This window comes from Ruegeria sp. CH2 (assembly GCF_056537065.1).
In genome coordinates, this window is record NZ_JBQFQV010000003.1 from 185615 (window position 1) to 200203 (window position 14589).

12 protein-coding genes are annotated in these 14589 nt (G+C 61.5%); 6 read left to right on the forward strand and 6 right to left on the reverse strand.

The genetic code is table 11. The features are described from left to right. The first annotated feature begins 111 nt into the window (after positions 1 to 111). The 5 genes from ftsZ (at position 112) to ACR0M9_RS07175 (ending at position 7311) form a co-directional block, all read left to right on the forward strand. Positions 112 to 1716, forward strand: coding sequence for a cell division protein FtsZ (gene ftsZ / locus ACR0M9_RS07155; protein ID WP_480773198.1), 1605 nt, complete (start codon positions 112 to 114; stop codon positions 1714 to 1716). Between the two features lie 213 nt (positions 1717 to 1929). Further along, on the forward strand, positions 1930 to 2850 hold the full coding sequence (gene lpxC, locus ACR0M9_RS07160) for a UDP-3-O-acyl-N-acetylglucosamine deacetylase (RefSeq protein WP_267363883.1): 921 nt from the start codon (positions 1930 to 1932) through the stop codon (positions 2848 to 2850). A gap of 126 nt (positions 2851 to 2976) precedes the next feature. Next, a complete protein-coding gene (locus ACR0M9_RS07165; protein ID WP_267363885.1) occupies positions 2977 to 3840 on the forward strand; it encodes an outer membrane protein assembly factor BamD in 864 nt (287 codons plus the stop codon). A gap of 36 nt (positions 3841 to 3876) precedes the next feature. Continuing rightward, entirely contained in the window at positions 3877 to 5526 is a 1650-nt protein-coding gene (gene recN / locus ACR0M9_RS07170; RefSeq protein WP_480773199.1) for a DNA repair protein RecN, read from the forward strand. Positions 5527 to 5625: 99 nt separating this feature from the next. Further along, on the forward strand, positions 5626 to 7311 hold the full coding sequence (locus tag ACR0M9_RS07175) for a chloride channel protein (protein ID WP_480773200.1): 1686 nt from the start codon (positions 5626 to 5628) through the stop codon (positions 7309 to 7311). A gap of 59 nt (positions 7312 to 7370) precedes the next feature. Here the strand turns inward: ACR0M9_RS07175 and ACR0M9_RS07180 are convergent, their stop codons facing one another. The 6 genes from ACR0M9_RS07180 to ACR0M9_RS07205 all read right to left on the reverse strand — a co-directional run bounded on the left by ACR0M9_RS07180 (position 7371) and on the right by ACR0M9_RS07205 (position 13442). Then, on the reverse strand, positions 7371 to 7712 hold the full coding sequence (locus tag ACR0M9_RS07180) for a DUF427 domain-containing protein (RefSeq protein ID WP_480475975.1): 342 nt from the start codon (positions 7710 to 7712) through the stop codon (positions 7371 to 7373). A 63-nt stretch (positions 7713 to 7775) separates the two neighbouring features. Next, entirely contained in the window at positions 7776 to 9566 is a 1791-nt protein-coding gene (locus tag ACR0M9_RS07185; RefSeq protein WP_480773201.1) for an aminopeptidase P family protein, read from the reverse strand. 81 nt (positions 9567 to 9647) lie between these two features. Further along, positions 9648 to 11525, reverse strand: a complete 1878-nt coding sequence (gene cobT, locus ACR0M9_RS07190; RefSeq protein WP_480773202.1) for a cobaltochelatase subunit CobT — start codon at positions 11523 to 11525, stop codon at positions 9648 to 9650. Positions 11526 to 11701: 176 nt separating this feature from the next. Continuing rightward, on the reverse strand, positions 11702 to 12202 hold the full coding sequence (locus ACR0M9_RS07195) for a hypothetical protein (RefSeq protein ID WP_480773203.1): 501 nt from the start codon (positions 12200 to 12202) through the stop codon (positions 11702 to 11704). Between the two features lie 3 nt (positions 12203 to 12205). Then, positions 12206 to 13192 (reverse strand): cobaltochelatase subunit CobS, encoded by a 987-nt coding sequence (gene cobS / locus ACR0M9_RS07200; protein WP_209504507.1) that lies wholly within the window; start codon positions 13190 to 13192, stop codon positions 12206 to 12208. A gap of 118 nt (positions 13193 to 13310) precedes the next feature. Continuing rightward, positions 13311 to 13442 (reverse strand): hypothetical protein, encoded by a 132-nt coding sequence (locus ACR0M9_RS07205; RefSeq protein ID WP_480773204.1) that lies wholly within the window; start codon positions 13440 to 13442, stop codon positions 13311 to 13313. Positions 13443 to 13638: 196 nt separating this feature from the next. Here ACR0M9_RS07205 and ACR0M9_RS07210 point away from each other — a divergent pair, with 196 nt between their 5' ends. Continuing rightward, positions 13639 to 14529 carry a Hint domain-containing protein gene (locus ACR0M9_RS07210; RefSeq protein WP_480773205.1) on the forward strand — a complete coding sequence of 297 codons (891 nt, stop codon included), beginning with the start codon at positions 13639 to 13641 and terminating at the stop codon, positions 14527 to 14529. Positions 14530 to 14589 lie beyond the last annotated feature (60 nt).

Consider the following 14589-nt stretch of genomic DNA (forward strand, 5'->3'; position numbering starts at 1 on the left):
TGGTGAATCGCGATTTTTGACGTGACCTTTTCGCATCAGCCCGCTAGAATCGAGCAAGGATAGGTAAGAAAAACACCGCTTTGGCGGAACATAAATACAGGCGGACAGAGCATGACATTGAATCTTTCGATGCCCGGGCAAGACGAACTGAAGCCTCGGATTACAGTATTTGGCGTTGGCGGTGCGGGCGGTAACGCTGTCAACAACATGATTGAAAAACAGCTGGACGGCGTCGATTTTGTCGTCGCCAACACCGACGCGCAGGCGCTGCAGCAAAGCCAGTCCTCGGCGCGGGTGCAACTGGGTGTGAAGGTCACCGAAGGTCTGGGGGCAGGGGCCCGTCCGGCCGTGGGTGCCGCAGCTGCCGAAGAAAGCATCGAACAGATCGTCGACCATCTGGCAGGCGCGCATATGTGCTTTATCACTGCAGGCATGGGCGGCGGCACCGGCACCGGCGCTGCTCCGATCATCGCGCAGGCCGCACGTGAACTGGGCGTGCTGACCGTGGGTGTCGTGACCAAGCCCTTCCAGTTCGAAGGTGCCAAGCGGATGCGTCAGGCCGAAGACGGCGTTGAGGCGCTGCAACGGGTCGTCGACACGCTGATCATCATTCCGAACCAGAACCTGTTCCGCCTCGCCAACGAAAAAACCACCTTTACCGAGGCGTTCTCGATGGCTGACGATGTCCTGTATCAGGGTGTCAAAGGCGTAACCGACCTGATGGTGCGTCCGGGCCTGATCAACCTCGACTTTGCGGATGTGCGCGCCGTAATGGACGAGATGGGCAAAGCCATGATGGGCACCGGCGAGGCAACAGGCGAAGACCGCGCCATTCAGGCGGCGGAGAAAGCCATTGCGAACCCGCTGCTGGACGAAATCAGCCTCAAAGGCGCCAAAGGCGTGCTGATCAACATCACCGGTTCGCACGACCTGACCCTGTTCGAACTGGACGAAGCCGCCAACCGCATCCGCGAGGAAGTGGACCCCGAAGCGAACATCATCGTCGGCTCGACGCTGGATACCGCCATGGAAGGCGGTATGCGCGTGTCGGTTGTTGCAACCGGCATCGACGCCACCGAAAAATCGGCTGACATTCCGGTCGCGCGCCGCTCGATGTCCGAGCCGCTGACCCGCACCGTTTCGGCCGAAGAATACGGTCGCGAAGAAGCGCCCGCAGCCGCCGAAATGGCAGAGCCCGCGCCGCAGATGGAAGAAAACCGCGAACCTTCGCTGTTTGAAGCCGCGGAAGAGTCCGCCCAGCCGCAGTTCCAGCCGTTCGACGAGCGGGATGAGGACGATCTGCCGCCCCCGGCCTATCAGCCGCGCGTCGCCGAATTCGAGCCGCAGCCCGAGCACGTCGAACCGACACCCGAGGCTTTTGTTGCCCCGCGCGCGCCTGTCGCAGGCACCCCGTCGCCCGAAGCGCTCCAGCGTTTGCAGGCAGCGGTTCAGAAGGTTCCCACGGCAGCTCAGCGCGCCGCTGCGACCCGCCCGCAAGCGGCGGTTTCGCATCACGAACCCGAAGAACGCTCGCGGTTTGGCTTCAATCGGCTGATCGACCGGATGACCGGGCACGCCTCTGACACACCGGCCCAACCGCCGCGTCAGCAGCCCGTTTTGCGCCAGTCCGAGGCCACGGCACCGATTCACGATGAGGCCGACCCGGATCAGGATCGTATCGAAATTCCGGCCTTCCTGCGCCGTCAGGCCAACTGATCGCGGTAACAAAATCCACTCATGGGGTCGCCATTTGGCGGCCCTAATTCGTTTTAAAACAGTGGCTTACGAATAGGTAAGCAGGGTTTTGCCGATCTGTTACATACATGTTTCATTCGGTTACAAAGAGTGAGTTGAGCCTTGACGCGGGCTTCCTTAACTGAGTGTCCAACACAGCCCCAGCAGGCTGGACACCACTCGCCGAGGCCCATTTTGCAACATACGCTCAAATCTCCGGTCACGTTTAAAGGCGTCGGGCTGCACAGCGGCAAGCCTGCGACCATGATCCTGAAACCGGCTGCAGCTGGTCATGGCATCTGGTTCAAACGGACGGATATCCATCTGGGCGATGCGATGATCCCGGCGATCTATCACGTGGTCGAACGAACCCCGCTTTGCACCCGTCTGGTGAATGACGCCGGGGTGTCAGTATCCACCATCGAACATATCATGGCTGCTCTGGCCGGGTGCGGCGTTCACAACGCACTGATTGAAATCGACGGCCCCGAAGTGCCGATCATGGACGGGTCTTCGATCGATTTTGTGCGCGGTATCATGGCCCGGGGCGTGCGCCGTCAGGCCAGCCCGGTGCTGGCCTATGAGGTGCTGAAGACCGTCACCGCATCGCGTGAAGGGGCCAGCGCAAGCATCGCGCCCGCGGATGGGCTGATCATCGACTTTCACATCGATTTCGAAGACAGCGCAATCGGCAGCCAGACCAAGACACTGGATATGCGCAACGGGTCGTTCGCGCGCGAACTCAGCGATTGCCGCACGTTCTGCCGCCGCATTGATGTCGAAGCCATGCGCGAAAACGGTTTAGCCCTTGGCGGTACCCTGGATAACGCCGTGGTGGTGCAGGGCAGTGAGGTGCTGACACCCGGCGGGTTCCGCCGCGCCGACGAAGCCGTGCGCCACAAGATGCTGGATGCTCTGGGTGATCTCTACCTGGCAGGCGGGCCGATTCTGGGCCATTTCACGGGCGACAAGTCGGGTCATTCGCTGACCAACACATTGCTGCGCAATCTGTTTGAAACACCCGGTGCTGTGCGTCCGGTTCTGTGCACACCGGAACAGGCCGCGCGTCTGCCGGGGCAGGGCCTGATCGTAAACGAAATTCCCGAAGTCGCCTGATCAGATCAACTCTGACGACATTTGCGCCAGATGTTGCATAAGGCGTTTTGCACCGGAATTTTCTGTGCTAGACCATGGCTCAATTCGGGGCGAACCCTCTTAAGTAAGACGACAAGGATGGGCGGTATGGTTGGCAGCAAGGCGGCAGTCAGATTCGCAGGCGCGGTTCTTCTGGCAGCAGTTTTGACGGCATGTGGAAACGCAGGCGGCCTTTTTGGCAACAAGGGCGCGGACCGGGATCAGAATCTGGAAGGGTTCACACCAGAACAGATCTATACCCGTGGCGAATACGAACTGTCGCAGAATCGCTCGGATGACGCGGCTTGGTATTTCTCCGAGGTCGAGCGTCTGTATCCCTATTCCGACTGGGCCAAGCGTGCGCTGATCATGCAGGCGTTCTCGTTCCATTCCGACAAGAACTACGAAGAAAGCCGGGCCGCTGCCCAGCGGTATATCGACTTCTATCCAACAGACGAAGATGCGGCCTATGCCCAGTATCTGCTGGCGCTCAGCTATTATGACCAGATTGACGAGGTCGGGCGCGATCAGGGGCTGACCTTTCAGGCGCTGCAATCGCTGCGCACCGTGATCGAGGTTTATCCCGACAGCGAATATGCCACCTCGGCAGTGCTCAAATTCGATCTGGCCTTTGACCATCTGGCCGGCAAAGAGATGGAGATCGGGCGATACTACCTGCGTCAGGATCACTTTGTCGCCGCCATCAACCGCTTCCGCGTCGTGGTCGAGGATTTCCAGACCACATCCCACACCGCCGAAGCGCTTTATCGTCTGGTCGAGGCTTATCTGTCCCTCGGCCTGCTGGATGAGGCGCAAACCGCAGGTGCCATCCTTGGCTACAACTACCAATCCTCGGAATGGTATGACGATGCGTACAAGCTGCTGACCTCACGCGGGCTTCAGCTCAAGAGCCGTGGCAACAACTGGCTCAGCACGATCTATCGTCAGACCATCAAGGGTGAGTGGTTGTAATCGCCATGGCATTAGGCTTGGGACGCTGAAGACCCGATGCTGCGCGCCCTTGATATCCGCGACATGCTGATTATCGACCGGCTGGAACTCAGTTTTCAGCCGGGCCTGAATGCGTTGACCGGTGAAACCGGCGCGGGCAAGTCGATCCTTCTGGATTCGCTGGGCTTTGTTTTGGGCTGGCGCGGGCGTGCGGAACTGGTACGGCAAGGTGCGGCACAGGGCGAGGTTGTGGCCGAGTTCGAGCTTTCCGCCGATCATCCCGCACATGCGATACTGTCCGAAGCGGGCCTGCCAGGCGGGGATGAGCTGATCCTGCGCCGGGTCAACACCGCCGAAGGGCGCAAGACCGCTTGGGTCAATGACCGTCGCTGCTCGGGCGATGTGCTGCGCGCACTGTCGGAAACCCTGATCGAACTGCACGGCCAGCACGATGACCGCGGGTTGCTGAACCCGCGCGGCCACCGGGCCATGCTGGACGATTTCGCCGGGGTCTCGGACCGGCTGACATCCGTTCGTGCGGCCTGGACCGTTATGTCACGCGCCCGCAAGGCACTGGCCGAGACCGAGGCCGCGCTGGCCGCCGTCCGAAGTGAGGAAGATTTCCTGCGCCACGCGGTTTCCGAGCTGGATCAGCTTGATCCTCAGCCCGGTGAGGATGCCGAACTTGATGCCCGCCGCCGCATGATGCAAGGGGCCGAGCGTATCCGCGATGATGTCGCCCGCGCCTACGCCCTGCTGTCCGGGGACGGTGCCGAAGGGGCGATGTCCGACGCCATCCGCTGGCTGGAAGGTGTGTCCGGCAACGCGGGCGGTCAGCTGGACGAGCCGATTGCCGCGCTGGGCCGCGCGATGATTGAACTGGGCGAGGCGCAGGATGGCGTGAACGCCTGCCTTCAGGCGCTGGACTTCAACCCCTCGGAACTGGAACAGGCCGAGGAACGCCTGTTTGCCATCCGCGCACTGGCTCGCAAACACGACGTGGCCCCGGATGATCTGGGCGCGTTTGCCGACACTCTGCGCACCCGCCTCAACCAGTTGGAAGCAGGCGATGCCGACCTGGCGGACAGACGTGCCGCCGTGGACGCGGCACAAAAGGCTTATGACAACGCCGCCACCGACCTCAGCGCGGCCCGCGCAGCTGCTGCAGGGCGGCTGGACGCTGCCGTCATGGCGGAACTGGCCCCGCTCAAGATGGAACGCGCTGTGTTCCGGACCGAACTCACCCCGGCTGAACCCGGCCCCGAAGGGACCGACGCGGTGGCCTTTACCGTGGCCACCAACCCCGGCGCGCCTGCCGGGCCGCTGAACAAGATCGCGTCAGGGGGTGAACTCAGCCGCTTCCTGCTGGCGCTCAAAGTGTGCCTGTCGGGCGATGACAGCGCCCGCACGATGATCTTTGACGAGATTGACCGCGGCGTCGGCGGGGCCACTGCCGACGCGGTCGGGCGCAGGCTCGCGTCATTGGCGCAAGGCGGGCAGGTGCTGGTTGTCACCCATTCCCCGCAGGTCGCCGCCCGTGCGGCGCATCACTGGCGGGTGCAGAAACAGGTCACGGACGGGCAAACCCTGTCCACCGTCATCCCTCTGGCCCAACCCGACCGGGTGGACGAGATTGCGCGCATGGTGGCGGGCGACACCATCACGGACGAGGCCCGCGCCGCCGCCCGGGCCCTGCTGCAGGCCTGATGCGCCCGTGGCACGAAATGGCCTCACACTGTCGCTATCTCACTTTTATTAGGGTGCTCCGTGGCTTACTAAGGGTTACGTGATGATCCCCGAGGGCCAATGACCCAGTCGACCCGCACCGTTCTGCGCAACCAGCTCAATCAGGCTCTGGCCGCGATCAGGGATGCGTGGCGGGTGATGCTGCGCCGGGGACCAAGCCAGATCCAGTTCTGGTTCATCGCGCTGGTCATCGGTATCGCTGCCGGTTTCATGGCGCTTGGATTCCGCAAGGCCATCCGCGCGTTGCAGGCCTATCTCTATGACACCGACGACGTTCTGCTGCTGCACAGCCATGCCGAGAAACTGCCGTGGTTCATGATCCTGATCATCCCGATCATCGGTGGGCTGGTCGTGGGCCTGATCCTGAACCGGTTCACCAATGACGGGCGCGTCAGGTCCGTCGCTGATGTGATCGAAGGGTCCGCCATCACCGACGGGCGGGTCGAGGTCAAGGCCGGCATCGCCTCGTTCTTTGCCTCGCTGATCACGCTCAGTTCGGGCGGGTCAACGGGCCGCGAAGGCCCCGTGGTGCATATGGCCGGGGTGATTTCCACCTGGGTCAGCAACCGTATCCATGCCGACGGGATCACGGGCCGCGACTTGCTGGGCTGTGCTGTCGCCGCCGCCGTATCAGCCAGCTTCAACGCCCCCATCGCCGGTGCCCTGTTCGCGCTCGAGGTCGTGCTGCGCCACTTCGCCGTGCATGCCTTTGCCCCGATCGTCATCGCCTCGGTCGCCGGAACGGTGATCAACCGCCTCGAATATGGCGACGTTACCGAGTTCACGCTGGAAACGCCCGGATCGCTGCAATTCTATGTCGAACTTCCCGCCTTCCTGATCCTCGGCCTGATCTGCGGCTTTGTCGCGCTGCTGCTGATGCGATCGATCTTCTTTGCTGAAGATATCGGCAGCCATATCCAGAACCGCCTGTCCATTCCGGGCTGGCTGCGACCGGCCGTGTCCGGCGCGATGCTGGGGCTGATGGCGATCTGGTTCCCGCATATCATCGGCGTGGGCTACCAGACTACGATCCGCGCTTTAACCGGCGATCTGGTTTTGACAACCGCGATCCTGTTTGCGGTGACCAAGACAATCGCCGTGGCGATCACCATGGGCGGGCGCATGGGGGGTGGAGTGTTTTCACCGTCCCTGATGATCGGCGCGCTGACCGGGCTGGCGTTCGGACTGATCGCCACAGGGCTGCTGCCGGATGTGTCCGGCACGCACACACTTTATGCCTTTGCCGGAATGGGCGCGGTGGCCGCGGCGGTGCTGGGTGCCCCGATCTCGACCACTCTGATCGTGTTTGAACTGACCGGCGACTGGCAGATCGGCCTTGCTGTTATGGTCAGTGTGTCCATGTCCACGGCGCTGGCCTCACGCCTGGTGGACAGGTCGTTCTTCCTGACCCAGCTGGAACGCCGCGATGTCCATCTGGCCGCCGGGCCGCAGGCCTATCTGCTGGCAATGCTCCGTGCCGGGGCGGTAATGCGTCCGCTCGGGGATCAACGGTCGATCACTGCGGACGAGGCGCAAGCCCTGATCAAACAGGGCCTGTGCATTCAGGCCAGCGCCACGCTTGAGGCCGCGATGCCCTATTTCGACCGCGACGACATTCCCTGCATTCCGGTTATCGTTCTGGAACAGGACGGGTCCGAGACACCGGTTGGCGCGCTCTACCATGTCGACGCGCTCAAGGCTTACAACCGGGCCCTTGCAGCCACCGCGGCCGAGGAACATTCGTAAGGCGCCCGCGACCGGGACAAGCGTTCCGGAAACCTCCGCTGAAACCCTGTCCGGCGCCTCTAAATCTGCTCCACCTTCACCGAGTCCACCGGATAAAATGCCAGGTATCCCTTGATCTCGGCCACGGTGGAAATCGGGTCTTCATAGCTCCAGACCGCGTTTTCGGTCACCGAGGATTTGTTGACGATGGAAAAATGCGTCGCGTCGCCCTTGCCGGCGCAATGCGTCACCTTGTCGGTCTGATCCAGAAACGCCATCGCAACATCGCCGCGCGGAAAGTAAATCACCGGAGCTTTGTCGCCTTCGTGCAGTTCCAGCGCGTTGCTCGTTTCGCCCAGAATCGCACCGCCCGAACGGACAGTCCATTTGCCCGGTGCTTTTTGGATCGTGATCTCAGTCATCTCTGGTCCTTCCGTCGACGTATTGGGGCCTCTCCTCTGCCCGTTCTATGTAACAGGCGGGTGTCAGATCGGCGCAGTTGCGGCATCCAACCACAGTTGCGCGTCATGTCCCAGCCTTGGGCGGATTTTTTCCGCGACGTCGCGATGATAGGCGTTCAGCCAGCCGCGCTCGTCAGGCGTCAACATATCCACCATGATCAGCCTGCGGTCAATTGGCACAAATGTCAGGGTGCGCCAGCACAGCATCGCGCGTTCCACGTCGCCACCGGGCAGGGCCGGGGCTTCTTCCACAACCACAAGGTTTTCGATGCGGATGCCAAAGGCCCCTTCGCGGTAATATCCCGGCTCATTCGACAGGATCATGCCGGGTTGCAGCGGGACATGGCTGACCTTCGACAGGCGCTGAGGCCCCTCATGCACGCTCAGATAGGCCCCGACGCCGTGTCCGACACCATGGTTGAAATCCTGCCCCGCCGCCCATAGCGGCGTGCGGGCCACGCATTCGATGTCGCGCCCGGCCAGCCCTGCGGGCCAGCGCAGCATCGACATGGCAATCATGCCCTTCAGCACGCGGGTGAAGCAGGTCTTTTCCTCCGCCCCGACAGAGCCGATGGCAAGCGTCCGCGTGATATCGGTGGTGCCATCCAGATATTGTCCGCCACTGTCCAGCACCAGCAGATGACCGTCCTGCAACCGGCTGTCGGTCTCGTTCGTCACGCGGTAATGCATGATCGCGCCGTTTGGTCCTGTCCCGGCAATGGTATCGAATGAGATATCCTGCAACACGTTGTCCCTGCGGCGGTTGTCTTCCAGCCGCGTGACCACCTGCGTCTCGGACAGGCTGCCGGGGGGCTGTGCGTCCAGCCAGCACAGGGTTTCGACCACCGCCACCGCATCGCGCAAATGCGCCTCGGCGCTGCCCGCGATTTCGGCCGGGTTCTTGCAGGCCTTGGGCAGGGCACAGGGGTCGCCGCCATCCACCATGGCATCACCCAACGCGTCCGCCACGATCTGCGGCACCGTGCTCAGGTCCACCTGTACCGCACCGTCCAGCGCTTTCACCGCCTCCAGAAACTCCGCGGGGTTGTGCACCGTCACCTTCGGGTCCAGATGATCCTGCACGTCCAACAGTTTTGCCGTAGCCATGAACAGATCGACCCGGCCGTCGTCATGCAGGATCGCAAACCCGTGGGCCACGGGGTTGTAAGCGATATCCGACCCCCGAACGTTCAGCAGCCACATGATCGAATCCGGCAACGTGATCACCGCGGCCTTTCGCCCGGCCTGCCGCAGGTCTGCGGCCAGTCTGGCAATCTTGCTGTCAGCGGTTTCGCCCGCAAACTCGATCGGATGCGCCTTGACGGCCTGCATCGGCGGTTCAGGCTGATCCGCCCAAATGCGGTCCACCAGATTGCCGCAGCGCACCAGTTCGATGCCTGCGCCCTCAAGCTCGCCCAGCGTGGACGAGATCTGCCCTGCCGCGTGCAACCACGGATCAAAGCCCACCTTACCACCACCGGGCAACTGCGCTTTCAGCCATGTACTCAGGCTGATATCAGGCCACGGCACCGGCGTGAACACATCCGCGACCTGCGCCTTGACCTGCGTGCGATACCGCCCGTCGATGAACACACCGGCCATGCCGGTCAGCGCAGCACAGAACCCGGCCGATCCCGTAAACCCGGTCAACCAGGCCAGACGCTCATCCCGCGGGGCCACATACTCGCCCTGATGCGCATCCGCACGCGGGATCAAAAACCCGTCCAACCCTTCGCGCGCCAGCTCCGCGCGCAACGCAGCCAGACGCGGCGGCCCCTGCTCGGGCCGCGCGGTCACCTCAAAGGACTGGAACATACTACACCTCCCTCAGCCGGGCGGTCGAAATCGCCGCCTTTTCATCTTTTGGGAAATACTCCCGCCGGAGGCAAGGCCAGCCTAGCTGACCTTCTTCATCCCCATCACCCGCGCCCGCGCGCGCGGATCACTGTCGAACAGGGCCGCCAGTTGTTCCGTCATCGCACCGGCCAGCTGTTCCACATCGGTGATCGTCACCGCACGGTCGTAATACCGGGTCACATCATGACCGATGCCAATCGCCAGCAGCTCGACCATCTTGCGCTTCTCCACCATGGCAATCACATCGCGCAGGTGCTTTTCCAGATAGTTGGCGGGGTTCACGCTCAGGGTTGAATCATCAACCGGAGCCCCATCCGAAATCACCATCAGAATCTTGCGCTGCTCGCGCCGCGCGATCATCCGGCGATGCGCCCATTCCAGCGCCTCACCGTCGATGTTTTCCTTCAGCAGGCCCTCTTTCATCATCAGGCCCAGATTGGGCCGCGCCCGCCGCCACGGCGCATCGGCGCCCTTGTAGATGATGTGGCGCAGGTCGTTCAGACGGCCAGGTTGCTGCGGGCGGCCATCGTTCAGCCATGCCTCGCGCGCCTGACCGCCTTTCCACGCCCGCGTGGTAAAGCCCAATATCTCGACCTTCACATTGCAGCGTTCCAGCGTCCGCGCCAGAACATCGGCGCAGATGGCGGCGATCGAAATCGGACGCCCCCGCATCGACCCCGAATTGTCCAGCAGCAGCGTGACAACCGTATCGCGGAACTCGGTATCCTTCTCGACCTTGAAACTCAGCGGAGTGGTGGGGTTCGCGACCACTCGTGCCAATCGGCCCGCGTCCAGAATGCCTTCCTCGCGGTCGAACTCCCAGCTGCGGTTCTGCTGCGCCTGCAGCCGACGTTGCAGCTTGTTGGCCAAACGGCTCACCGCGCCTTTCAGCGGTTCAAGCTGCTGATCCAAATAGGCCCGCAGACGTTCCAGCTCGGCCGGTTCCGCCAAATCCTCAGCGGCAATCTCTTCATCATGCGTGCTCAGATAGACCTTGTAATCCGGGTCCGCTTCGGATGCGGGCGGCGGGGCAGGCGGCTCCAGCGGCGCTTCGCCATCAGGCATCTCGGCCTCGTCACCCAGCTCATCCTCGGCCATCTCGTCCATCGAGACCTGCGCCTGAGATTGATCCTGCTGCTCTTCCTGCGTCTGCTCAGGCGTCGCATCCGCGTCCTGATCGTCCTGATCATCCTGACCGGTGCTGTCGGGATCGGGCTGTTCCTCGGCGTCGTCCTCGGCCTGGTCTTCCTGCTCGTCGTCCAACTCGTCGGGGTCATCACCCAGCTGGTCGCCATAGCCCAGATCCTTGATCATCTGGCGCGCGAACTTGGCGAACTCCGCCTGATCCGACAGCACGTCATCAAGGTTCTCCAACACGCCACCGGCCTGTTCCTCGATGAACCCGCGCCACAGGTTCATGATGTTCTCGGCCGCAGGCGGCAGATCGCGCCCGGTGGCCAGATGCCGGATCAGATAACCCGCCGCCACCGACAAGGGCGCATCGGCAGGCTGCTTGCACTGGTCATAGCCGCGCCGGATCGCCTCATGCCCGATCTTGACGTCGATGTTGCTGGCAGTGCCGGGCATATCCCGCGCACCCATCGCCTCGCAACGTGCCGTTTCCATCGCCTCGTACAAATCCCGCGCCATATCCCCCGGAGGCGCATAGCGCGCATGGGTGGCGTCATCATGATACCGGCGCTGCAAGGCCAGCGCATCCGCCGTGCCGCGCGCCAGCAGAACCTCTTCCCGCGTCATACGCCGAGACACCTGCGGCAGCCGCATCGACTCACCCGACAGGCCCGATGGATCGACCGTGTACGAGATGTTCAGCTCAGGATCATCAGCCATGACCTTGGTGGCCTCGGCCAGCGCTTTCTTGAACGGATCAGCGGGGTTGTCGTTGGGTTTGCTCATCAGGCAGGTCCGGTCTTGTTCTGTCCCGGCAACCTAGTGCTATTCAGGGGACTTGACCATAGGGCCAACCCCCTTTTCCCATCGAACCAGCACACCTGTACAGCAGGTTCTTATGCAATCAGATGCACTTGCCCCATTTAACCTACAGTCCCAGCTAAACACTCACCAGTTGGGAGTTACTCAGGTAGCGAAACTTCCTGGGTGTTTTTCGAGTAGAAACCGCGACCATACTTAATAGTGATAGCGTGCGTGAATTCCGCACATGCAATTGTGTGGGCAGCGAGAAGTCTGCCTTCGTGAACATTGTAAGGTTCGCCATCGTTAAGTTTGATTGGTGCCCAGTAGGTTTCGCCTTGGCTTCGCCAGTTTTTTTCCCAGCCGAGTGCTACTTTTTGCGCATCTGCTAAAACCGACATTCCTCCTATGGCCTCAAGAATCCAGTCGGCGGGTAGGTTGGTCTGAACTGTGTCGCCAAAGTAGTATTCGCGTGGCTTGGAGGACAAGTTGGCTATCTCCGAACCAACTAGTCCAGCTAGTGCGTTGGCATAGTTCACAGCCACACAGTGTTTGATCTTCTCGATTTCTGAAGCACCGGTCGGAAAAACGCTTGAAGATAGTTCGGCGTGCGCCAGAGAGGGCAACGAAATTAACGCTGCACCTATCGTTAGTCGTATCACCAATTAGCCCAAGCTCGCGCTCGCGGCGCTCTCCGGCAGTTCCTCGTCGAAACAGCGCTGATAGAACTCGGCCACGGTCTGACGTTCCAACTCGTCGCATTTGTTCAGGAACGACAGGCGGAACGCATAGCCCACATTGCGGAAGATCTCGGCATTCTGCGCCCAGTTGATCACGGTCCGCGGGCTCATGACGGTGGACAGATCGCCATTCATGAAGGCGGTCCGGGTCAGGTCGGCCACGGTGACCATTTGGCTGACGGTCTTGCGCCCCTCGGCGGTGTTGTAATGCGGCGCCTTCGACAGCACGATCATCGTCTCAGCGTCATGGCTCAGATAGTTCAGGGTTGAGACCAGCGACCAGCGGTCCATCTGCGCCTGGTTGATCTGCTGGGTGCCGTGATACAGACCCGTGGTATCGCCCAGACCCACGGTGTTTGCGGTGGCAAACAGGCGGAAACACGGGTTCGGCGTGATGATCTCATTCTGGTCCAGCAGGGTCAGCTTGCCATCATGTTCCAGCACCCGCTGGATCACGAACATCACGTCGGCACGGCCCGCGTCATATTCGTCGAACACGATGGCGACGGGGTTGCGCAGGGCCCAGGGCAGGATGCCCTCGTGGAATTCGGTCACCTGCTTGCCGTCGCGCAGCTTGATCGCGTCCTTGCCGATCAGGTCGATCCGGCTGATGTGGCTGTCCAGGTTCACGCGCACGGCGGGCCAGTTCAGACGGGCGGCGACCTGCTCGATATGGGTCGATTTGCCGGTGCCGTGATAGCCCTGAATCATCACCCGGCGATTATGGGCAAAGCCCGCCAGGATCGCCAACGTTGTCTCGGGGTCAAACTTGTAGGTCGGGTCGATGACGGGCACACGGTCGGTGGCTTCGGCAAACCCTTTGACCTTCATATCCGTCTCAATGCCAAATACGTCACGGACCGAGATATCTTCGGTGGGTTTTGCGTTTACATCGATCGATCCGTCAGCCATTCGCCTTGTCCTTATCCTTTGGCCCGCATTGCCGGGTTTGAACCCGTGTGTGGTGCAACATATTGCGGGCAAGGGCAAGGGAAAGCCGCCCGCTCGGAAAGGTGAGCAGGTTTTTCTTTCAAACTGGCCCTATCGACGCGCGGGTGATCCTTGGTCGCGACAGGTACAAGACGCAGATCACGCCGCGTTCCTCAATGACAGAACCGCCGTTCAGACGCACCTGCCAAACCATGTGTCCGATATGCTGCATGCAGGTAAGTATTCAGCAATCCATATGTTGTTGAAAACGACGTTATCAATCATATAAGTTGTTCTTATGGGGCGTTTTGTAAGTGATCGGGTATTGGTGAAGCAGGAATGTCAAGCGCAGGCCTTTCCGGGATGTTGCTCTGTGTTGAATAACAGGTCGACGTTGGAGAATGCCCGCACGACCTTGGTGACGCCCGGTGGCATTTAACGTTCTTCTCCATACGGCCAAGACAACGGGCCAGAACGATCTCATCGTCCAGAACACGACACAATCCGCGATCATCAGCGGATCGATGGTGTCGTTTGACGGGGGCGCGACTTTCCAGCCTTACACCTATCTGGGGCAAGGAAACTACCGCGGAACCGGGGAAACCGGAGAATTCATTCAGGTCGGCGGGCAAATCTACGCCTGGGATGCCAATAACCCAACCGGTCCGATGACCACTGGCAACTGGAAAATCACCCCGAGTGATCTGAACCCGACCGATCCGCCCTGTTTTGTTTCGGGCACCCTGATCGAAACGGATCGCGGCCCGCGCCCGGTCGAAGATCTGACCGTGGGCGACCGGGTTTGCGTAGCCGGCGGGACCCCGCTGCCCATCGAATGGATCGGCAAACGAACACTCAGCGCGCAAATCCTGCGCGTCTGGCCCCAATTCAACCCGGTCTGCATCCGGCGCGATGCGTTGGGCAAGGGCCTGCCGGACAGGGATCTTTACCTCTCTCCGCAACACCGGGTTGTGCTGGGGGGCTGGCGGGCCGAGCTTTATTTTGGCGCACCAAGCGTGTTCTGCGCGGCCATTCATCTGGTCAACGATGATACCATCCGGCAAGTGACCACGGGCGAGGCGGTGACATATTATCACATCGCCTGCGCCGAACATGTGATCCTCACCTCGCACGGTCTGCAAAGCGAAAGCCTGTTTCCGGGTGACATGGCGCTGAAATCACTGCACCGCGACGATGTAGAGGAACTGCGCGCGCTCTTTCCGGGGTTGCTTTCAGACGCAGGACCGCCCCCCCAAACGCGCCTAAGCTGCCTGACCGGGCGCGAGGCGCGCGCGTTGCGAGACGTGTTCGCAGATTAGTCCCGCGTTGCGGAAATCGTGGCGCCACTGATAGGCGCGCGTACCCCGACAATACCTCGC